The sequence below is a fragment of the Salipiger mangrovisoli genome, assembly GCF_015223355.1.
GTDB lineage: Bacteria > Pseudomonadota > Alphaproteobacteria > Rhodobacterales > Rhodobacteraceae > Salipiger > Salipiger mangrovisoli.
Genome location: NZ_JADFFK010000019.1, coordinates 115,987 through 137,448 on the forward strand (window position 1 = coordinate 115,987; position 21,462 = coordinate 137,448).

19 protein-coding genes are annotated in these 21,462 nt (G+C 66.9%); 11 read left to right on the forward strand and 8 right to left on the reverse strand.

The window, feature by feature from the left end; all coding sequences use genetic code 11:
- The first annotated feature begins 129 nt into the window (after positions 1–129).
- Genes mreC through rpe form a run of 6 tightly spaced genes read left to right on the forward strand, consistent with a single transcriptional unit; the run spans position 130 to position 6,372 of the window.
- The gene (gene mreC, locus IQ782_RS21925; protein WP_240989474.1) at positions 130–1,089 is read left to right on the forward strand and encodes a rod shape-determining protein MreC; all 960 of its coding nucleotides are present in this window, start codon (positions 130–132) and stop codon (positions 1,087–1,089) included.
- A complete protein-coding gene (locus tag IQ782_RS21930) occupies positions 1,082–1,624 on the forward strand; it encodes a rod shape-determining protein MreD (protein ID WP_194136802.1) in 543 nt (180 codons plus the stop codon). Before mreC ends, IQ782_RS21930 begins: the two co-directional genes overlap by 8 nt.
- Complete coding sequence (mrdA, locus tag IQ782_RS21935; protein ID WP_194136803.1) at positions 1,621–3,540, forward strand: penicillin-binding protein 2; 1,920 nt, start codon at positions 1,621–1,623, stop codon at positions 3,538–3,540. Before IQ782_RS21930 ends, mrdA begins: the two co-directional genes overlap by 4 nt.
- Positions 3,537–4,676: a rod shape-determining protein RodA gene (gene rodA, locus IQ782_RS21940; RefSeq protein WP_194136804.1), complete on the forward strand. Its 1,140-nt coding sequence runs from the start codon at positions 3,537–3,539 to the stop codon at positions 4,674–4,676. Before mrdA ends, rodA begins: the two co-directional genes overlap by 4 nt.
- A gap of 27 nt (positions 4,677–4,703) precedes the next feature.
- Positions 4,704–5,639 (forward strand): 2-hydroxyacid dehydrogenase, encoded by a 936-nt coding sequence (locus IQ782_RS21945; protein ID WP_194136805.1) that lies wholly within the window; start codon positions 4,704–4,706, stop codon positions 5,637–5,639.
- 37 nt (positions 5,640–5,676) lie between these two features.
- Complete coding sequence (rpe, locus tag IQ782_RS21950; protein ID WP_194136806.1) at positions 5,677–6,372, forward strand: ribulose-phosphate 3-epimerase; 696 nt, start codon at positions 5,677–5,679, stop codon at positions 6,370–6,372.
- A gap of 102 nt (positions 6,373–6,474) precedes the next feature.
- Here the strand turns inward: rpe and IQ782_RS21955 are convergent, their stop codons facing one another.
- Positions 6,475–8,094, reverse strand: coding sequence for a SulP family inorganic anion transporter (locus tag IQ782_RS21955; RefSeq protein WP_194136807.1), 1,620 nt, complete (start codon positions 8,092–8,094; stop codon positions 6,475–6,477).
- 207 nt (positions 8,095–8,301) lie between these two features.
- Between IQ782_RS21955 and IQ782_RS21960 the strand changes: the two genes are divergently transcribed.
- Positions 8,302–9,180, forward strand: a complete 879-nt coding sequence (locus IQ782_RS21960; protein WP_194136808.1) for an S-methyl-5'-thioadenosine phosphorylase — start codon at positions 8,302–8,304, stop codon at positions 9,178–9,180.
- Positions 9,181–9,201: 21 nt separating this feature from the next.
- On the opposite strand, the gene IQ782_RS21965 is transcribed toward IQ782_RS21960, so the two are convergent.
- A complete protein-coding gene (locus tag IQ782_RS21965; protein ID WP_194136809.1) occupies positions 9,202–9,954 on the reverse strand; it encodes a hypothetical protein in 753 nt (250 codons plus the stop codon).
- Between the two features lie 9 nt (positions 9,955–9,963).
- Positions 9,964–10,086 (reverse strand): hypothetical protein, encoded by a 123-nt coding sequence (locus tag IQ782_RS30225; RefSeq protein ID WP_277347890.1) that lies wholly within the window; start codon positions 10,084–10,086, stop codon positions 9,964–9,966.
- Between the two features lie 196 nt (positions 10,087–10,282).
- On the opposite strand from IQ782_RS30225, the gene IQ782_RS21970 reads away from it, so the two are divergent.
- Both IQ782_RS21970 and IQ782_RS21975 read left to right on the forward strand, forming a co-directional pair.
- Entirely contained in the window at positions 10,283–10,906 is a 624-nt protein-coding gene (locus IQ782_RS21970; protein ID WP_194136810.1) for a LysE family translocator, read from the forward strand.
- 38 nt (positions 10,907–10,944) lie between these two features.
- Positions 10,945–11,484: an adenine phosphoribosyltransferase gene (locus IQ782_RS21975; RefSeq protein ID WP_194136811.1), complete on the forward strand. Its 540-nt coding sequence runs from the start codon at positions 10,945–10,947 to the stop codon at positions 11,482–11,484.
- Between the two features lie 99 nt (positions 11,485–11,583).
- Here the strand turns inward: IQ782_RS21975 and phaZ are convergent, their stop codons facing one another.
- Positions 11,584–12,849, reverse strand: coding sequence for a polyhydroxyalkanoate depolymerase (phaZ, locus tag IQ782_RS21980; protein ID WP_194136812.1), 1,266 nt, complete (start codon positions 12,847–12,849; stop codon positions 11,584–11,586).
- Between the two features lie 161 nt (positions 12,850–13,010).
- On the opposite strand from phaZ, the gene IQ782_RS21985 reads away from it, so the two are divergent.
- Positions 13,011–14,807 carry a PHA/PHB synthase family protein gene (locus tag IQ782_RS21985; RefSeq protein ID WP_194136813.1) on the forward strand — a complete coding sequence of 599 codons (1,797 nt, stop codon included), beginning with the start codon at positions 13,011–13,013 and terminating at the stop codon, positions 14,805–14,807.
- A gap of 144 nt (positions 14,808–14,951) precedes the next feature.
- Positions 14,952–15,404: a phasin family protein gene (locus tag IQ782_RS21990; RefSeq protein WP_095882940.1), complete on the forward strand. Its 453-nt coding sequence runs from the start codon at positions 14,952–14,954 to the stop codon at positions 15,402–15,404.
- 225 nt (positions 15,405–15,629) lie between these two features.
- On the opposite strand, the gene IQ782_RS21995 is transcribed toward IQ782_RS21990, so the two are convergent.
- The 4 genes from IQ782_RS21995 to dprA all read right to left on the reverse strand — a co-directional run bounded on the left by IQ782_RS21995 (position 15,630) and on the right by dprA (position 21,222).
- Positions 15,630–16,256 (reverse strand): CoA transferase subunit B, encoded by a 627-nt coding sequence (locus IQ782_RS21995; RefSeq protein ID WP_194136814.1) that lies wholly within the window; start codon positions 16,254–16,256, stop codon positions 15,630–15,632.
- On the reverse strand, positions 16,256–16,960 hold the full coding sequence (locus tag IQ782_RS22000) for a CoA transferase subunit A (protein WP_194136815.1): 705 nt from the start codon (positions 16,958–16,960) through the stop codon (positions 16,256–16,258). The genes IQ782_RS21995 and IQ782_RS22000 overlap by 1 nt, the downstream gene beginning before the upstream one ends.
- A gap of 280 nt (positions 16,961–17,240) precedes the next feature.
- Entirely contained in the window at positions 17,241–19,922 is a 2,682-nt protein-coding gene (topA, locus tag IQ782_RS22005; RefSeq protein ID WP_194136816.1) for a type I DNA topoisomerase, read from the reverse strand.
- A gap of 154 nt (positions 19,923–20,076) precedes the next feature.
- A complete protein-coding gene (gene dprA / locus IQ782_RS22010; protein WP_194136817.1) occupies positions 20,077–21,222 on the reverse strand; it encodes a DNA-processing protein DprA in 1,146 nt (381 codons plus the stop codon).
- Positions 21,223–21,462 lie beyond the last annotated feature (240 nt).

Genomic DNA, 21,462 nt, shown 5'->3' on the forward strand with positions numbered 1-21,462 from the left:
CCTTTCGGGATCGCTCCGGCTGCGTCATAGTCCGGGGCGGGCGCTGGGTCTTGCCCGCGCCCGCCCCGAACGCCCCGCGAGTCATGGGGACCACCGGGGCCAGATACGGGGGCCACACGCAGAGACCCGATGGCGAAACACGGCACGAACAGCGATGACTATTCGGCCCCGCTGAAGCGCCTGCTTCTGGCGGTGCTGATCCTGTGCCTGACCGGGCTCTTCATCCTCTGGCGCGTCGACAGCCCGCGCGTCGAGCGCTTTCGCGCGCAGGTGATCGACACGGTGATGCCCGGTTTCGACTGGGCGATGGCCCCGGTGACCGGCGCGGTGAAGATCCTGCGCGACTTCCAGTCCTATCAGCGCATCCACGAACAGAACCAGGAGTTGCGCCGCGAGCTGCGCCGCATGACCGCCTGGAAAGAGGCGGCGCTGCAGCTCGAGCAGGAGAATGCCAAGCTGCGCGACCTGAACAACGTCCAGCTTGACCCCCGGCTGACCTACATCACCGGCGTGGTGCTGGCCGACAGCGGCTCGCCCTTCCGGCAATCGGTGCTGATCAACGTCGGCAGCCGCGACGGCATTGTCGATGGCTGGGCCACGATGGATGGCATCGGCGTCGTCGGGCGCATCTCCGGGGTGGGCAACAACACCAGCCGGGTGATCTTGCTGACCGATGCCACCAGCCGCATCCCGGCAACGATCCAGCCCTCGGGCCAGCGTGCCATGGTGGTTGGCGACAACTCGGCGAATCCGCCGATCGATTTCCTGGAAAACCCCGACCTGGTGAAGCCCGGCGACCGCATCGTCACCTCCGGTGACGGCGAGGTCTTTCCGCCCGGACTGCTGATCGGCCAGGTTGCGCTGGATCCCGGCGGCCGCCTGCGCGTGCGCCTCGCCGCCGACTACGAGCGGCTGGAGTTCCTGCGGGTGCTGCGCGACCATGGCGCGCGGCGCGTCAGCGCCCCCTCGGGGCTGATCCTGCCCGAGGTGCCGCCCGAGGCGCCGCAGCCCGAGGCCGAGACCGATCCCACGGTGCCGCCATTGAGCGGCGCGGCCGGGGGCAGCGCCGCGGAGGCCGGAAATGGCTGAAAGCAGCCGCCCAGCCAAGGTCTGGATGATGCGTGCCACCTTCGTAGCGCTGACCTTCGCGCTGATCTTCTACCACCTGCTGCCGCTCGAACTGATGCCCGCGCCCTATGCCGGACCTGACGTCCTGACCGCCATGTGCTTCGCCTGGGCGCTGCGCCGGCCCGACTACGTGCCCGCGCTGCTGATCGCCGGGGTGATGCTGCTCGCCGATCTGCTGTTCCAGCGCCCACCCGGCCTTTGGGCGGTGCTGGTGCTCATGGCCAGCGAGTCGCTGAAGAACCGCGACCGGCCGCGGCGTGAGTCGACCTTCCTCATGGAATGGGTCACCGTTGCCGTGGTGCTGGCGGTGATCACCATCCTGTACCGGCTGGTTCTGGGGCTGCTGATCGTGCCGGACGGCACGTCTTTCCTTGCGCTGATGCGATACGCAACCACCGTGATCTGCTATCCTCTGGTGGTCATCCTCTCGCAGGGTCTGTTCGGCGTGCGGCGGATGGCACCGGGCGATTTCGACCATGCCGGGAGACCGATGTGAGACGCACCCCAAAGGAAAGCTCCGACAGCTGGCGCCGCATATCGCGCCGCGCCCTGCTACTGGGCGGCGCGCAGCTTGGTTTCGCCGGAATGCTGGGTCTGCGGATGCACCACATGCAGGTCGATCAGGCCGACGAATTCCGCCTGCTGGCCGAGGAGAACCGCATCAACATGCGGCTGATCCCGCCGAGCCGCGGCCGCATCTTCGACCGCAAGGGCAAGGTCATCGCCGAGAACACCCCGACCTACCGCATCACCCTCGTGCGCGAGGATGCCGGCGACGTCGAGGACGTGATCTCGAAGCTCTCGGCCCTAGTCGAACTCGACGAGGACGAACTGAACCGGGCGCTCGCCGAAATGCGCCGCTCCGCGCCCTTCCTGCCGATCACCATCGCCGACCGGGTGAGCTGGGAGTCGATCAGCCGCGTCGCGGTCAACGCCCCTGCCCTGCCGGGCGTCACCCCCGAGGTGGGCCTGTCGCGCTTCTATCCGCAGCACGGCAACTTCGCGCATGTGGTGGGCTATGTCGGCCCCGTGTCCGAGCGCGATCTCGAACGCTACGAGGACCCCGAGCCGGTGCTGCGCATCCCGCGTTTCCAGATCGGCAAGGTCGGGGTCGAGGCCAAATACGAGGAACAACTCCGCGGCAAGGCCGGGGCCAAGCGCGTCGAGGTCAATGCCGTCGGCCGGGTGATGCGCGAGCTCGACCGGCGCGAGGGCGACAATGGCGCCGACATCCAGCTGACCATCGACGCCGACCTGCAGGACTACGTGCAGGCGCGGCTGGGGCACGAATCCGCCTCCTGCGTGATCATGGACGTGGAAAAGGGCGACCTCCTGGCCATCGCCTCGGCGCCCTCCTTCGATCCCAACAAGTTCGTGCGCGGCATCTCGGTCGCCGACTATGCGATCCTGCGTGAGAATGACCACCGCCCGCTCGCCTCGAAAACCGTGCAGGACGCCTATCCGCCCGGCTCTACCTTCAAGATGGTCACCGCCCTGGCAGCGCTCGAGGCCGGGATCCTCTCGCCCGATGACACCGTCTGGTGCCCCGGCCACATGGAGGTCGGCTCGCGCCGTTTCCACTGCTGGAAGCGCACAGGCCACGGCCACCTGACGCTGGAACAGGCGCTCCAGCAGAGCTGCGACGTGTTCTTCTACGACGTCGCGCTGAAGGTCGGCATCGACAAGATGGCCGATATGGGCCACCGGCTCGGCCTTGGCGTTCCGCCGGACGTGCCGATGTCGGCGGTGGCCGCGGGCATCATGCCGAGCCGAGAATGGAAGCAGCGCGAGCGCGGCAAGGGCTGGCTGCTGGGCGACACGGTGAACGCATCGATCGGCCAGGGCTTCGTCCTCGCCTCGCCGCTGCAACAGGCGATCATGACGGCCCGCATCGCCAGCGGACGCGCGATTCACCCACGGCTGATCAAGACCATCGACGGCGTCGAGACCGAGGTCGTCGGCGGCGAGACGCTCGACATCAATCCCAACCACCTGCGCTACGTCCGCAAGGGCATGTCCGCGGTGATGAACTCCAACCGCGGCACCGGCTTCCGTTCGCGCGTCGTCGCCGCGGGCTACGAGCTGGCAGGCAAGTCGGGCACCAGCCAGGTGCGCAACCGCGTCGTTGCCAACGACGAGGTGCCCTGGGAAGAGCGGGACCACGCGCTTTTCGTCGCCTACGGACCGTTCGAGGCCCCGCGCATCGCGGTGTCGATCGTCGTCGAGCACGGCGGCGGCGGCTCCTCGGCCGCGGCGCCCATCGCCCGTGACGTCGCCTTGCAGGCACTCTACGGAGGCACGCCGCCGCTTTCGGCCTATCCCTCGTCCGACCACGAGAAGATCAAGGAACAGCAAGAACGGCTCGACCGCGAACGCCTCGAGCGCGCCGAGCAGGCACGGGGGCGCGCGTGAGCTATCTCGAGTATACCGTCAAGACCACGCCCTCGGGCTGGCGCAAGGTGCTCCACATCAACTGGCCGCTGGTGATCCTGCTGACCGCCGTCGCCAGCGTCGGCTTCCTGATGCTCTACTCGGTGGCCGGCGGACGGCTCGACACCTGGGCCGAGCCGCAGATGAAACGCTTTGGCCTCGGGCTCGCGGCGATGTTCATCACCGCCATGGTACCGATCTGGCTGTGGCGAAACCTGTCGGTGCTGGCCTACCTCGGCTCGCTCGGCCTGCTGGTGGCGGTGGAGCTCTTCGGCACCGTCGGCATGGGCGCGCAACGCTGGATCGACGTGGGGTTCATGCGGCTTCAGCCCTCGGAGCTGATGAAGATCGCGCTGGTGATGGTGTTGGCCGCCTATTACGACTGGCTTCCCCTCAAGAAGACGTCGCGGCCGATCTGGGTGCTTCTGCCGATCATCCTGATCCTTGCACCGACCGGGCTGACGCTGATCCAGCCCGACCTCGGCACCGCGCTGCTGCTGATGATCGGCGGCGGGCTGATCATGTTCCTTGCCGGGGTGCACTGGGCCTATTTCGCCGTGGTCATCGCCGCCGGCGTCGGCACGATCTACAGCGTCTTCGAGTCGCGCGGCACCGACTGGCAGCTGCTGAAGGACTACCAGTTCAAGCGCATCGACACCTTCCTCGATCCCTCCACCGATCCGCTCGGTGCGGGCTATCACATCACCCAGGCCAAGATTGCCATGGGCTCGGGTGGCTGGACCGGGCGCGGCTTCATGCAGGGCACCCAGTCACGCCTGAACTTCCTGCCCGAGAAGCACACCGACTTCATCTTCAACACGCTGGCCGAGGAGTTCGGTTTCGTGGGCGGCATGTCGCTGCTGACGCTCTACGTGTTGATCCTGCTGTTCTGCATCTTCGCGGCGCTGCGCAACCGCGACCGCTTCTCCTCGCTGCTGACGCTGGGCATCGGGCTGACCTTCTTCCTCTACTTCGCGGTCAACATGTCGATGGTCATGGGGCTGGCCCCTGTGGTCGGCGTGCCACTTCCGATGGTCAGCTACGGCGGCTCGGCCATGCTGGTGTTGATGATCGCCTTTGGTCTCGTGCAGAGTGCCCACATCCACCGGCCACGCTGAATTTTCACATATTTTCCAAGGACTTTCATGACCACCAAGATCCTCTTCGCCGCCCCGCAGGACCATTGGGACAAATACGGGGCGGCGCTGACCGAGGCGCTGGATGCCACCGGTATCGACTATCGGCTCGGCCGCGATCTCCCCGCCGAGGAGGTCGAGTATATCGTGTACGCACCCAGCTCGGGGCTGACCGACTTCACGGGCTTTCCCAGGCTCAAGGCGGTGCTCAGCCTCTGGGCCGGGGTCGAGAAGATCGTCGGCACCGCCAGGATCCCCGTGCCGCTCGCTCGCATGGTCGATGACGAGGGGCTCACGCAGGGCATGGTGGAATATGTGACCGGCCACGCGCTGCGCCATCACCTTGGCATGGACGCCCATATTGTGAACCCCGAACACCGCTGGGAAAGCAAGGCACCGCCTCTGGCGCGCGAGCGCCCGGTGACCGTGCTCGGGCTTGGCATGCTGGGCAGCGCCTGTGCCCGGCAACTGGCGCAGATCGGCTTTCCCGTCACCGGCTGGAGCCGCTCCCCGCGCGACATCGACGGCATCCGCTGCCTCTCGGGCGCCGAGGGGCTGGCCGAGGCGTTGACCGGGGCGCAGATCGTCGTGCTGCTGCTGCCCTTCACCCGGCAGACCGAGAACACCCTGGGGGCAGAGCAAATGGCCCTGCTGGCGCCGGGCGCCGCGATCATCAACCCCGGCCGCGGCCCGCTGATCGATGACACGGCCTTGCTGGCGGCGCTCGACAGCGGCCAGGTCGGCCAGGCCACGCTCGACGTCTTCCGCGTCGAGCCGCTGCCGCAGGACCACCCGTTCTGGGCCCATCCGCGCGTCACCGTGACGCCCCATATCGCGGCCGAAACCCGGCCCGCGTCGGCGACGCGGGTGATCGCCGAGAACGTGCGGCGCGGCGTCACGGGCGCGCCCCTGCTGCATCTTGTGGACCAGGACGCGGGATACTGATAAGGCGCGGCGCATCTAAACTGGAGATGCCGCCGTCATGCCCCTGCCTCAGACCTTCGACCGCAGCGTGAAGATCGCCCCGTCGATCCTCTCTGCCGATTTCGCCAATTTCGGCGCCGAGATCCGCGCCGTCGAGGCGCAGGGCGCCGACTGGATCCATGTCGACGTGATGGATGGGCACTTCGTGCCCAACCTCACCTTCGGGCCGCCGCTGGTGAAGGCGATCCGCCCGCATATCTCTACCGTCATGGACGTGCACCTGATGATCGCCCCCGTCGATCCCTACATCGAGGCCTTTGCCGAGGCCGGTGCCGACGTCATCACCGCCCACCTCGAGGCCGGCGCCCATACCCACCGCACGCTGCAGGCGATCCGCGCGACAGGTGCCAAGGCGGGCCTCGCGCTCAACCCCGGCACCCCGGTCGAGGCCGCGGCGCCTCTGCTTGACCTATGCGACCTCGTCTGCCTGATGACGGTGAACCCCGGCTTCGGCGGGCAGAAGTTCATCCACAGCCAGATCGCGCAGATCCGCAAGCTGCGCGAGATGATCGGCGACCGCGAGATCCACATCGAGATCGACGGCGGTGTCGACCCCTCCACCGCACCGCTGGTGGTCGAGGCCGGGGCCGACGTGCTGGTCGCCGGTTCCGCCGTCTTCCGCGGCGGCTCGGTGGAAAATCCCGCCCCCTACGGCGAGAACATCCGCGCGATCCGCGACAGCCTCAAGGCCTGAGCGCCTGCCAGGCGCCCCGCTTGCGGGGCGCTCCGGCAGCAGACCAAGAAAAGGGCGCCGTGATCTCTCGCGGCGCCCTTCTTCATGCTTTGCCGATGCGGCTCAATGGCTGCCGAGGATCCCCGTGCGCACGTGGTAGTCGGCGGCCAGCGCGTAGTCGGGGTCGTCGTCGCTGTCGATCATCAGGTGCCCCGCCTTGGTCAGCAGCCGGTGGCAGTCACGCGACAGGTGGCGCAGTTGCAGCCGCTTGCCGGCGGCCTCGTATTTCCCCGCCACCGCCTCGATCGCCTGCAGCGCCGACTGGTCCACGACCCGGCTGTCGGCGAAGTCGACGATCACCGCCTTGGGATCGTCCGCGATGTCGAAAAGCTCGGCGAAGCCGTCGGTCGAGCCGAAGAACAGCGGTCCCTGGATCTGGTAGACCTTGGCGCCCTCGGGGGTGGTGTAGCTCTTGGCATGGATGCGGCGCGCGTTGTTCCAGGCATAGGCCAGCGCCGAGACGATCACGCCGACCACCACGGCTACGGCCAGGTCCTCGAACACCGTCACCACCGTCACCAGCACGATGACGAAAGCATCGATCAGCGGCACCTTGGCGAGGATGCGCAGGCTGTTCCAGGCAAAGGTGCCGATCACCACCATGAACATCACCCCGACCAGCGCGGCGAGCGGGATGAGCTCGATCAGCGGCGAGGCGAAGAGGATGAAGGACAGCAGGAACAGCGCCGCGACGATGCCGGCGATGCGGGTGCGCCCGCCCGACTTCACGTTGATCATCGACTGGCCGATCATCGCGCAGCCACCCATGCCGCCGAAGAAGCCGGTGACCACGTTGGCACAGCCCTGCGCGATGCACTCCTGGCTGGCGCCGCCGCGCTGGCCGGTCATCTCGCCCACCAGGTTGAGCGTCAGCAGGCTTTCGATCAGGCCGATGGCGGCGAGGATCACCGCGTAGGGCAGAATGATCTGCAGCGTCTCGAGATTGAGCGGCACCATCGGCAGGTGGAACGGCGGGAACTGGCCCTTGATCGAGGCCATGTCGCCGACCCGCGGCACGTCGAGTCCGAAGGCGATGACGATGGCGGCGGTCACCGCGATGCCTGCGAGCGGCGCCGGGATCACCTTGGTGACCCTGGGCAACAGCCAGATGATCGCCATGGTCAGCGCAACCAGTGCCAGCATCGTCCAGAGCTGCAGCCCCGAGAGCCATTCGCCCGCCGAGACGCCCGGCACCGCCGTGCCCGGCACCTTGAACTGCGTCAGCTGCGCCATGAAGATCACGATGGCGAGCCCGTTGACGAAGCCGAGCATCACAGGATGCGGCACCAGCCGGATGAACTTGCCCCAGTGCATGACCCCGGCGAAGATCTGCAGGATACCCATCAGCACCACCGTGGCGAAGAGATACTCGACGCCGTGATCGGCGACCAGCGCCACCATGACCACCGCGAGCGCGCCGGTGGCGCCCGAGATCATCCCCGGACGACCGCCGATCAGCGCGGTGATCAGCCCGACGAGAAAGGCGGCATAGAGACCCACCAGCGGGTGAACCCCGGCGACGAAGGCGAAGGCGACGGCCTCGGGGACCAGCGCCAGCGCCACCGTGAGACCGGAGAGCACGTCGGTGCGGATCTGGGCGGGGGTGAGCCGCGCGGTCGGCGAGAGGCTCAGGTCGGGCTTCTGAATACGGCTGGCGTATCGCGCCAGGAGGGCTTTGGACATGGGGCTGTTCCATTCGGTCTGTTCGCGCGCCCCTGCCCATAAGGCAGGTTGGCCGTGAGCGCTACCCGGCAGCACCGCAAAACCGCGCATCGCGCCCGGATAGATGCGCAAGCGCACGTTTCCCGGTCACCTGGCAGCGTCCCGGCGGCCCGGCCCCTTTCCATCGCCGCCGCCGCGAGGCAGGCTGCGCGCAAAAGGAGACCAGGCATGGCAAAGACGATGATCGGGGTGATCGGCGGGTCCGGGGTCTACGACCTCGACGCGCTGCAGGAGCGCAGCTGGAAGGCGGTGGACACCCCCTGGGGCGCCCCCTCGGACCAGATCCTCACGGGCACGCTTGACGGAGTCGAGATGGCCTTCCTGCCGCGTCACGGCCGTGGCCACCGCCTGTCGCCTTCGACCGTGCCCTACCGCGCCAATATCGACGCGCTGAAGCGGCTCGGGGTGACCGACGTGATCTCGGTCTCGGCCTGCGGCTCGTTCCGCGAGGAGATGGCGCCGGGCGATTTCGTCATCGTCGACCAGTTCATCGACCGCACCTTCGCGCGGGAAAAGAGCTTCTTCGGCACCGGATGCGTGGCGCATGTCTCGCTGGGCCATCCCACCTGCCCGCGGCTCGGTGCCCACGCGCTTGCCGCCGCCCTCGACGCCGGGATCACGGTGCATGACGGCGGCACCTACCTCGCCATGGAAGGCCCGCAGTTCTCGACACTGGCGGAATCGCGCATGTACCGCGAGACCTGGGGCGCCGATGTGATCGGCATGACCAACATGCCCGAGGCCAAGCTCGCCCGCGAGGCCGAACTCTGCTACACCTCGGTCGCCATGGTCACCGACTACGACTGCTGGCACGAGGACCACGGTGCCGTCGAGGTGGCGGACATCGTCAAGGTGCTGCACGGCAATGCCGCGAAGGCCCGCGCGCTGGTCTCGCGCCTGCCGGCACTTCTGGGAGCCGAGCGCGCGCCCTGCCCGCATGGCTGCGACCGCGCGCTGGAGCACGCGATCATCACCGCTCCCGCGGCGCGCGATCCCGAACTTCTCGCCAGGCTCGACGCGGTGGCGAGCCGGATCCTGTCGCGCTGAAAGACAGCCCGCCAGACGTGCTCACTGGGTCGGGGCGCTGGCCTCGACCAACAGCCCCGGCAGCGGCTCACGGTCGATCAGGTTCCAGCTCCGCCGCAGCCGCACGTCCAGCGGCAGCCGCGGGTTGGAATCGCAGAGCCGCTGCTGGGTCACCAGCGCCTCTCCCGGCTCGACACCGCAGGACGCGAAGGTCTCCGGCGGCATGTAGACCACGTGGCGGCGCAGGGTCACCGCGACGGTCCGATCGTGGATCGGCCGCGACAGCAGCTTGCCGCCCTCGCCCACCAGCACCTCGCCGGTCTCGATCAGCGAGGCGTTCACCGTGCAGACCCGCTCTCCCTGCGCAAGACTGCGCACGATCGCGCATTCGCACAGATCGGGATTGGCGTAATTGTAGCTGACCCCGTCCAGCGTTTCGCTGTCCCCGAGGAAGGGGATGCTGCCATGCACGATGACCGGGTTGCGGTCGGGAAAGAACCCGAGCCCGTGGCCGACATCGACAAACTCCTGAAGGATGCGCGAGGACCGGTTGTAATAGACGGCGGCGCGCGGCTCCGGCGCCGCCGGGTTGCTCAGCACCGCATCGCAGAGCTTTGACACCGCGCCGGTCTCGCCCAGCACCACGATATCGCCCGCACGCAGCGGCTCGGTGGCGCTTTCATGGCTGAAGCTGTTGGCCGCGATCACGTCCTTGCGGGTGATGTCGCTGACGAAGAAATAGACGATCCCGAGCACCAGCACGATGCCCGCGACAATCCCGAACTTGCGAAACATGGCAGCCTCCTAGCGCGAGCAGCAGATGTTCCCGCCGCAGGGATAATGCGTGTCGGGGCATTTCGGTTTGTCCTGCGCGACAGCTGCGGAGGCCAGCAGCAACGCAAGCGCGGCAAGCACGACAGGTCTCATGACGACCCTCCAATGCAGTCTGGAAATATCACTCAATCAATCCCGCGAGCTTACCACGAATGGCGCGATTTTTCAACTTAAGCGCGCTTTTTCGGGAGTCCGCTCAATCTGCCTCCAGAAACCCCTTGCCAGACCCCATTGCGGAGCGCCCGCCACCACGCCAGACTGCGCGGCGAACCGGACAGGATCCCACAACATGCCCCTCGATCTCTGGCTGACATTTGTCGCCGCCTCCGTCGCGCTGCTGCTGATCCCCGGCCCGACGGTGCTGCTCGTGCTCTCCTACGCGCTCTCCAAGGGCCGCTCGGTGGCGTTGGCCTCGGCGGCGGGGGTGGCGCTCGGCGACTTCACCGCGATGAGCCTGTCGCTCGCCGGGCTCGGCGCGCTGGTGCTTGCCTCGGCCACCGCCTTCACCCTGCTGAAATGGATCGGCGCGCTCTACCTCGTCTGGATGGGGGTGAAGTTGCTGCGCTCGGCGCCCGGTGCCGGGCTTGCCCTGCCGCACGCCGATGTCACCGCGCGCGGCGTGTTCACCCATGCGGCAGCGGTCACCGCGCTCAATCCCAAGAGTATCGCCTTCTTCATCGCCTTCGTGCCGCAGTTCGTCGACACCGGCGCGCCGCTGCTGCCGCAGTTCGCGCTGCTGGTGACCACCTTCGTCACCCTTGCCGCGCTCAACGTGCTGGCCTATGCGCTGGCCGCCGACCGGCTGCGCAGGCTGATCGGCCGCCCCTCCGTCCTCGTCTGGCTCACCCGCGCCGGCGGGGCTGCGCTGATCGCCATGGGGGCCCTCACCGCCACGCTGCGCCGCGCCGCCTGACGAAACGACACGGCGCGCGGCCCGACAGGAAAGACCCGATGAAGCCTCCCAAGACCATCCCCGACTACATCCGAACGATCCCCGACTACCCGCATGCGGGCATCCTGTTCCGCGACGTGACGCCGCTCTGCGCCGACGCGCAGGGCTTCCGCCTGGCGGTGGACCAGCTCACCCTGCCGTTCACCGGCCAGAAGATCGACAAGGTGATCGGCCCCGAGGCGCGCGGTTTCCTGCTCGGAGGTGCCGTGGCGCACCAGCTCTCGGCGGGCTTCGCCGCGCTGCGCAAGCAGGGCAAGCTGCCGCCGCCGGTGATCGCCCAGAACTACGCGCTGGAATACGGCGAGGCCACGGTGGAACTGTCGGAACACGCGATCCTGCCGGGCGACCAGGTGCTGCTGGTCGATGATCTCATCGCCACGGGCGGCACCGCCGAGGCGGCGGTGGCGCTGGTCGAGCGGCTCGGCGGCACGGTGGTCGCCGCGGCCTTCATCGTCGACCTGCCCGTCCTCGGCGGGCGCAAGCGCCTCGAGGCACTTGGGGTCAAGGTGCACGCGCTGGTCGCCTACGAAGGTCTCTGACCCGCGCGCCCGCGTGTCTTCTCTTCGGGAATACGCCGGGGGGTGAATTGGCCGTCAGGCCAAGAGGGGGGCAGCGCCCCCCCCCTGCCCGTTCCGGCCCTAGGCGGCGTTGCTGTTGGCCGCCTTGCGTGGCGCGTCGGAGTTGCGGTCGATGAAATCCAGCACCAGAGGGCGGATGTTGTTGCGCCAGCTGCGCCCGGCGAAGATGCCGTAATGGCCCGCGCCCGGCTCGAGGTGCTGGGCCTTCTTGCTGTCGGGCAACCCGGTGCAGAGGCCGAGCGCCGCGACGCATTGCCCCGGCGCCGAGATGTCATCATTGGCGCCCTCGACGGTCATCACCGCCACGTCGGTGATCTTGCCGATATCGACCTTGTGCCCGTTCACCACGAAATTGTTCGAGGCGATTTCGCCGTTCTTGAAGATCCGCTCGACGGTCGAGAGGTAGAATTCAGCGGTCATGTCCATCACCGCCAGATACTCGTCGTAGAAGCGGTTGTGCGCGTCGTAATCCGAAGCTTCGCCACGGCAGACCCGCAGGATCTGCTCGGAGAAGGCCTTGGAGTGGCGCTCGGCGTTCATCGACATGAACGAGGCAAGCTGCAACAGACCCGGATAGACCGAGCGCCCGACACCGGCGTATTTGTAGCCGACGCGCTGGATCATCGTCTCCTCGAGCTGGCCCATGGTCACCCGGTGGCCGAAGTCGGTGACGTCGGTGGGCGTGGCATTGGGATCGATCGGCCCGCCGATCAGGGTCATCGTGCGGGGCTGCGCGGCGGGTTCGAGCTCGGCGAGATAGGCCGCGGCGACCAGCGTCAGCGGCGCCGGCTGGCAGACCGCGATCACGTTGGTATCCGGCCCCAGCGCGCGCATGAAATCCATGAGGTAGAGCGTGTAATCCTCGATGTCGAACTTGCCGTCGGACACCGGAATATCGCGCGCGTTGCGCCAGTCGGTGACGTAAAGCTCGCAATCGGGCAGCAGCGAGACGGCGGTCGAGCGCAGCAGCGTCGCGTAGTGGCCCGACATCGGGGCGACCAGCAGGACCTTGCGGGCTTTGGTCGGCCGGCCGACCACCTGGAAATGTACCAAGTCACCGAAGGGCTTCTCGACGACGGTGGTCGGTTCGACCACGTGGTCACGTCCGTCGTTGCAGGTCACGGTGCGGATACCCCAGTCGGGTTTGACAACCATGCGCTCGAAGGTGCGCTCGGTCACCTCGCCCCAGGCGGCCATCCAGCCGATCATCGGATTGGGAATCGCCGCGAAGGCCGGGTACGAGGCCATTGTCCGAGCGGTGGCCCCAAGCCACTGGTTGGTGTTCCGGAAGGTCTCCATCAGATCGTAGGTCGCCATTTGACGCATGCGCGTAACTCCAAAGATGCGGTCGCTCACAGCGCCCGGTGCCTGCGTGCCTCCCGCCACGCACACGCCGCCGATCCGGAGCCCGGATCAATTCGCCGCTTTGCCCCCCGCTCTGCCGCCGTTATTCTGCAACATGCCGAAAGTAGGGGGGATTCGACCTTATGACAACTACTCCGGGCACGGACGTCACGTCTGACCGCGCACGACTCGAAGCAAATATTGAGAAGATCGAAGCTCTTTCCCAGCGTCTTATGGAAGCAATTTCGCGACGTAAGCCGATCAATCCCGCGTTAAATGGGCCCGATCCGCTGCTCTACGGGAAGGCCGCCCATGCATACTGGATGGAGTGGATGCAGAATCCGGCCAAGGTCTACGAGCAGCAGGTCTCCTACTGGGGCAAGGCGCTCGGCCACTACCTCGAAGCGCACTCGGCGCTGGCCGGAGGGCAGCTCACCCCGCCCGAGGACACCGGCCCCCGTGACAAGCGGTTCTCAAACCCGCTCTGGGACAGCCATCCCTATTTCAACTTCATCAAGCAGCAGTACCTGATCTCCGCCGAGGCGATTCACCGTTCGGTCGACGAGATCGACGACCTGGACCCCAAGGAAAAGAAGCGCCTGCGCTACTTCGCGCGGCAGATCGTCGACATGATGGCGCCGACCAACTTCTTCGCCACCAATCCCGATGCGCTGCAGAAGGCGCTTGAGACCGAGGGCGAAAGCCTGGTGAAGGGCATGGAGAACCTCGTCGCGGACCTCGAGGCGAACAACGGCGAGCTGGTTGTGCGACTGGCGGACGAGAACGCCTTCAAGCTGGGCGAGAACATCGCCACCGCCGAGGGCGAGGTGGTCTATCGCAACCGCATGATGGAGCTGATCCAGTACAAGCCGACCACCGAGAAGGTCCGCGAGACGCCGATCGTGCTCTTCCCGCCGTGGATCAACAAATACTACATCCTCGACCTCAAGCCGCAGAACAGCCTGATCAAGTACATCGTCGATCAGGGCTACACGCTCTTTGTGGTCAGCTGGGTGAATGCCGACGAGAGCTACGCCGACGTCGGGCTCGAGGATTACATCGAGGACGGCTACCTGACTGCGATCCGCCTCGTGCGCGAGATCTGCGGCACCGAGCAGGTGAATGCCGTGGGCTATTGCATCGCCGGCACGACGCTGGCGCTCACCCTGTCGCTGCTCAAGCAGCGTGGCGACAGCTCGGTGAAGTCGGCAACCTTCTTCACCACGCTGACCGATTTTTCCGACCAGGGAGAGTTCACGCCCTTCCTGCAGGATGATTTCGTCGACGGGATCGAGGCCGAGATCAATGCCAGCGGCATCCTCAAGAGCTTCATCATGTCGCGCACCTTCTCGTTCCTGCGTTCGACCGATCTGATCTACACGCCGGCGATCCGCAGCTACATGATGGGCGAGACGCCACCCGCCTTCGACCTGCTTTACTGGAACGGCGATGGGGCAAACCTGCCCGGCAGGATGACCATCGAGTACCTGCGCGGGCTGTGCCAGCAGAACCTCTTCTCCCGCGGGGAATACGAGATGCAGGGCCTGAAGCTCGACATCAAGGACGTCGACGTGCCGCTGATGTCGATCGCCGCCGAGGGCGACCACATCGCCGCCTGGAAGGACTGCTACCGTGGCGTGCAGAAGATGGGCTCACGCTCGAAGACCTTCGTGCTGTCGGAGTCCGGCCATATCGCCGGCATCGTGAACCCGCCGAACAAGAACAAGTATGGCCACTACGTGAATCCGGACCTCAAGCTCTCGGCTGAGGATTGGCAGGCGGGCGCGACCTACCAGGACAAGCTGTCGTGGTGGCCGCTCTGGGAGGAGTGGCTGCGCAAGCGCTCGGGCAAGCTGGTCCCGGCGCGCACCCCCGGCGATTCGGCGCACCCGGTCCTTTGCCCCGCCCCGGGCGAATACGTGCGGGTGAAGGCCGCATAACCTTGCGTCAATTCAGGGCGTTGCACGATTTTCGCTGCAATGCGGCGAAAATCCTTGAAATGCTGCACTGCAGCATTCATATTGTTTGTAGCCGATAGACAAAGCGCGGGGTGGGCCCGCTAGGCAGAATACGGGAATTTAAGGATGGCTAAGACTCAAGACTTCACCGCCATGATGAAGGACATGATGGGCGCGTTCCCCGTGGACACCAAAGCCATGGACGAAGCCTTCAAGACCTCTGCAACGCTGAACGAGAAACTCTCGGCGGTTGCGCTCGAAGCGGCTGAAAAGTCCACCGAGATCTCCGCCAAGTGGACCAAGGAAACCCTGGCGAAGCTCTCCGACATGTCCAAGGTCAAGAAAGAGCCGGCCGACTACGCCAAGGCGATGACCGATTTCGCCTCCGCTCAGGCCGAAGTCGCCGCCGAGAACATGGCCGCTTTCGCCGAGATCGCGAAGAAGGTCCAGATGGACACCGTCGAACTGATGATGGCGGCCGGCAAGGACTTCACCGAAGACGCCTCCGCCGCGGTCAAGAAGGCCACCGACGAGATGACTGCCGCCGCCAAGAAGACCACCGCGGCCGCCGCAAAGTAAGATCGGTTCCGCCCCTCCGATACTCCCGAGGGCGAAGCCTATTGCGCCTCTCCTCTCCTCCCATGTTTCCGGCGCAATGCGTGGGGCGGGCTCATCAGAGCCCGCCCTTTTTCTTGGCCGTCCGCCAGCCCGCACCGCGCGCCGGTCCCAGGCGGCCCCCGCCGCCGCGAACGAAAAACGCGGCCCAAAGGGGCCGCGTTTCGATCTTCCGAAATGGTGCCAGCGTCAGTCGACGATGGTTGCCAGCGTCGCCGCGCGCAGCTCTTCCTCGGTCACGCCCTCGGCGGTCTCGACGATCCTCAGACCGCCCTCGACCACGTCCAGAACCCCGAGGTTGGTGATGATGCGGTCAACCACGCCCTTTCCGGTCAGCGGCAGGGTGCATTCCTTCAGCACCTTGCTCTCGCCGTGCTTGTTGGTGTGGTCCATGACCACGATGACACGGCCGACGCCCGCCACCAGGTCCATGGCGCCGCCCATGCCCTTGACCAGCTTGCCAGGGATCATCCAATTCGCCAGGTCGCCGTTTTCGGCCACTTCCATGGCCCCGAGGATGGCCGCCGCGATCTTGCCGCCGCGGATCATCGCGAAGGACATCGAGCTGTCGAAATAGGAGGTCTTGGGCAGTTCGGTGATGGTCTGCTTGCCGGCGTTGATCAGGTCCGGGTCCTCTTCCCCCTCGAAGGGGAACGGGCCCATGCCGAGCATGCCGTTCTCGGACTGCAGCGTGATCTCCTTGTCGCCGACATAGTTGGCCACAAGCGTCGGGATGCCGATCCCGAGGTTCACGTACATGCCGTCTTCGAGTTCCTGAGCCGCGCGCGCGGCCATCTGGTTGCGATCCCAGGGCATCAGGCTTCCTCCCGCTTGCGCACGGTGCGCTGTTCGATCCGCTTCTCATGCTCGCCCTTGATGATGCGATGCACGAAAATGCCCGGCAGGTGGATGTGGTCCGGGTCAAGCTCGCCCGGCTGCACGATCTCCTCCACTTCCATGACGCAGATCTTGCCGCACATGGCCGCCGGCGGGTTGAAGTTGCGCGCCGTCTTGCGGAAGACGCAGTTGCCGGTGGTGTCGGCCTTCCACGCCTTGACGATGCTGAGGTCGGCGAAGATGCCCTCTTCGAGGATGTAATCCTCGCCGCGGAAAGTCTTCACTTCCTTGCCCTCGGCCACCACGGTGCCGACGCCGGTCTTGGTGTAGAAGCCGGGGATGCCCGCGCCGCCGGCGCGCATGCGCTCGGCCAGCGTGCCCTGAGGGTTGAACTCGAGCTCGAGCTCGCCGGACAGGTACTGGCGCATGAACTCGGCGTTCTCGCCCACGTAGGAGCTCATCATCTTCTTGATCTGCTTGGTGTCGAGCAGCTTGCCGAGGCCGAAGCCGTCGACGCCGCAGTTGTTCGACGCGATGGTCAGATCCTTGACGCCGCTCTCGACCATGGCGTCGATCAGCAGCTCGGGGATGCCGCAGAGGCCGAAGCCGCCAGCTGCGATGGTCATCCCGTCGAAGAGCAGCCCGTCCAGCGCCTCGGCGGCGGAGCCGTAAACTTTCTTCATTTCGTCCTCCCGAAAGAAAGAGCCTGCAAGACTTGTCACCCGCACATCAGGCAGAGTCAACGAAGCCTCCCCCGCCGATCGCGGGCTTGGCGCCAAGTCACTCTCGCAAGCGCAGCGAAAAGGCGCTGCGACGCAGCATTCCCGCGATTTACGGTCCGGGACAAGAGCTTTCTTCTAGGTCGAAATATCCCCGCCGGAGGCGCAGGCGCGCGACGCCGGACATGCGACGGCCCGCGCCAGCGAGGGCACGGGCCGGTCCAGCCAGGCTCTGATCCGGCGCTCAGTCGTCCGACTTGGCCGCGCTTTTCTTTGCCGGGGTCTTCTTCGCGGTGGTCTTCTTCGCGGGCGTCTTCTTGGCTGCGGCCTTCTTCGGGGCGGCTTTCTTCTTGCCGCCCGATTTGGCTGCCTTCTCGGCGATCAGCGCCAGCGCTTCTTCCATGCTGAGGCTCTCGGGATCCGTGTCCTTGGGCAAGGTGGCATTCACCTTCTCCCATTTCACGTAAGGCCCGTAGCGCCCGTCGAAGATCGCGATCTTGCCACCCTCGGGGTGATCGCCCAGCTCCTTGAGCGCCTTGGCCGCCGCACGGCCGCGCCCGCCAGGGTTCGCCCGCTTTTCGGCCAGCATCTCGACCGCGCGGTTCATGCCGATCTCGAAGACATCCGCCGGATCCTTGAGGTTGACGTAGGTCGGCTTCGCATCATCCGGCAGCTGGTGCATGATATAGGGGCCGAAGCGCCCGAAGTTGGCCGAGACCGCCCCGCCCTCTGGGTGCTCGCCGATCTGCCGCGGCAGCGACAGCAGCACCAGCGCCTTCTCCAGCGTCAGCTCATCCTTCGACCAGCCGCGCGGCAGCGAGGCCCGCGGCGGCTTCTTGTTTTCCGGCGTCGGCTCGCCGCGCTGCACATAGGGACCGAAGCGCCCGGCCTTGAGCCAGATCTCGTCGCCCTGGTCCTCGCCCAGCAGCCGCTCGTCACCCTCTGCCCCCTCACCCGCGATCGGGCGGGTGTAGGTGCACTCGGGGTAGTTGCCGCAGCCGACGAAACCGCCCGTGCGCGATGTCTTCAGGTGCAGCTGGCCGGTGCCGCACTTGGGGCAGACACGCGGGTCAGTGCCATCTTCGCGCGGCGGGTAGAGCTGCGGTGCCAGCGCCTCGTCGAGCACGTCGAGCACCTCGGAGATGCGCAGCTCCGAGGTCTCGGAGATGGCCGCCGAGAAGTCGCGCCAGAACTTGCCCAGCAGAGATTTCCAGTCCATCTCGCCGGCGGAGACCTCGTCGAGCTCGTTCTCCAGCTCGGCGGTGAACTCGTAGCCCACGTACTTGCGGAAGAAGTTCAGCAGAAAGATCGTGACGATCCGGCCCTTGTCCTCGGGGATCAGCCGGTTCTGCTCTTTCTTGACGTACTCGCGGTCCTGGATGGTGGTGATCACCGAGGCATAGGTCGAGGGCCGCCCGATGCCGAGCTCTTCCATGCGCTTGACCAGCGTCGCCTCGGTGTAGCGCGGCGGCGGCTGCGTGAAACTCTGGGTACCGAGGACGGCGCTGTTGTCCGACAGGATCGACGACACGCCCGAGGCGGCGGTGGCGCGCTCGGCGGCCTTCTCGTGCTGCGCCTTGAGACCGGATTTGGCAAAGGCGGCGTTCTCGCCCTGCATGATCTGCGGCAGGCGCTTGTCGTCGTCGCCTTCGACGTCGTCGCGCCCCTCCTCGTAGATCTTCAGGAAGCCGTCGAAGACGATGACCTGGCCGGTGGCGCGCAGCCCGACCTGCTGGTCATCCGAGCCGATCTCGACCGTGGTGCGCTCGAGCCGCGCCGCCTCCATCTGGCAGGCCAGCGTGCGCTTCCAGATCAGGTCATAGAGCTTGCGCTGGTCATCCTCGCGCAGCTTCAGCGCTTCGGCATCCTTGGTCATCTCGGTCGGGCGGATGCACTCGTGCGCTTCCTGCGCGTTCTTCGCCTTGTTCTTGTAGATGCGCGGGCTGCCGGGCACGTAGTCCTTGCCGAAGCGGTCGGCGATGGCCTCGCGGCAGGCGGTCACCGCCTCGGGGGCCATGTCGATGCCGTCGGTCCGCATGTAGGTGATGTGCCCCGCCTCGTAGAGCCGCTGCGCCGCGTTCATGCAGGCGCGCGCGCCCATGCCGAACTTGCGGCTCGCCTCCTGCTGCAGGGTCGAGGTCATGAAGGGCGCCGATGGGTTGCGGGTGCTGGGCCGCGCCTCGACGGAGAGGATCTTCAGCGCGCGCTTGGCCACCGCCTGCACGGCCATCTCGGCCTGGGTGGCGTTCTCGAGGTCGTAGCGGTCGAGCTTCTTGCCCGCGAGCGTGGTCAGCCGCGCCTCGTATTCCTGGCCGCGCGGCGTCGTCAGCAGCGCCTTCACCTGCCAGTATTCGCGCGGGTTGAAGGCCTCGATCTCCATCTCGCGCTCGACGATGAGCCGGAGGCAGACCGATTGAACCCGCCCAGCCGAGCGCGCCCCCGGCAGCTTGCGCCAGAGCACCGGCGAGAGATTGAAGCCGACGAGGTAGTCAAGCGCGCGGCGCGCCAGATAGGCCTCGACCAGCGGCGCATCGATCTCGCGCGGGTTCTTCATCGCCTCGGTGACGGCGGCCTTGGTGATCGCGTTGAAGGTGACCCGGCTCACCGCCGTGTCCTTCCTGATCGAGCGGCGCTTGGTCAGCGCTTCCTTCAGGTGCCAGGAAATCGCCTCGCCCTCGCGATCGGGGTCGGTCGCGAGAATGAGCGCGTTGTCGCTTTTGAGCGCCTCGGCAATCGCAGAGACGTGCTTGCGCGAGTCGGCGCCGATTTCCCAGGTCATGTCGAAATCATGCTCGGTGTCCACCGAACCATCCTTGGCCGGCAGGTCGCGCACGTGGCCGTAGGAGGCGAGCACCGTGTAGTCGGATCCCAGATACTTGTTGATTGTCTTGGCTTTGGCCGGGGATTCGACGACGACGACGGGCATTAATGAGACCTCATTGCAACGCTGTGCTCAAAACGGCTTGCCTGCCGCTATGGCGGCGCAACATGTGGGACGCAAGGGGGAAATGTCAATGTGGTGCCGCCAGGCGGCTGCAGCAACACAAGGGAAATGGCGCTCTTGCGGGCAATTCCGACGCTCAGGATGGACGGCTTAGCAAGCCGCCGGGGCGGCGTTCGAGCCGCCCCTCCAGTTCCAGATCCGTGAGCGCCGGGGCAATCTGGGCAACCTGCCCGCCGAGGTCACGGATCACCTGGTCCTCCGGCACGGGCACCGGTCCGAGCCGGTCGAGAATGCGCTGATGCAGCGCCAAGGTCTCGCCGCGGCTGCGGCGTTCGGGCGGTGGCGGCGGGATTTCGACGGCCACGCACCGCTCCGCCGCCGGCGGGGCAAGCGGGGCCAGCGCCTCGAGCACGTCCTCGGCGTGACGCACCAGCCGGGCGCCATCGCGCAGCAGCAGGTTGCAGCCCCCGGCCCGCCCATCAAGCGGATGGCCCGGCACCGCCATGACTTCGCGTCCCTGGTCGAGCGCGCAGCGCGCGGTGATCAGCGATCCGGATTTCACCGCCGCCTCGACCACCACCACGCCCTGCGCCATGCCCGAGACAATGCGGTTGCGGGTGGGGAAGTGCCGCGCCTGCGGCTGCACGCCGATCGGCTGCTCCGAGATCAGCGCCCCGCGCGCCCGGATCTCCGCGGCCAGCAGCGCGTTCTCGCGCGGGTAGATGACATCGACGCCGCCCGCCATGACCGCCGCAGTGCCCCGCTCCAGCGCGGCGCGATGCGCCTCGGCATCGATGCCGCGCGCCAAGCCCGAGACCACCAGCCAGCCCGCGTCCGCCAGCCCCGCCGCCAGCAAGCGCGCCGTCCGCGCGCCAAGCGATGAGGCATTGCGCGCACCGACGAGCGCCACTGCCGGGCGCGCCAGAAGCTCGACCTGCCCCATGGCCCAGAGCACGGGCGGCGCATCCTCCATTTCCATGAGACCGGGCGGGTATCCCGGTGTGCCGAGGAACAGCAATCGCGCCCCGGCTCGATTCCCGGCGTCCAGCTCGGCCTGCACCACGCCTTCGGGACAGACCCGGTACCCTTCGACCCCGGCCGCGGCCGCCACGCCCGGCAGCGCCGCGAGCCCCGCGGCGGCAGAGCCGTGCTCGGCCAGCAGACGCCAGAAGGTCATCGGGCCAACCCGGCGCGAGCGCAAGAGACGGAGCCAATCCAGCCGGTCGGCTTCCGTGGTGGGTGGGAGTGGGGGGTGATTGGAAGTAAGTCCTGGCCCGGTCATCCTGATCCCGCCTCTTGCAGGATCCTCTCTACCCGATGACTGGTTAAGCAAGGATGAAGCGCGCCGTTCCGCGCGCGCCGCCCTTCTTCTCTTTCCAAATACGCCGGGGAGCGGGGGGGGGGGGGGGCCCCCCCCCCCCCCCCCCCCCCCCCCGCCCCCCCCGCCCCCCCCCCCCCCCCCCCCCCCCCCCCCCCCCCCCCCCCCCCCCCCCCCCCCCCCCCCCCCCCCCCCCCCCCCCCC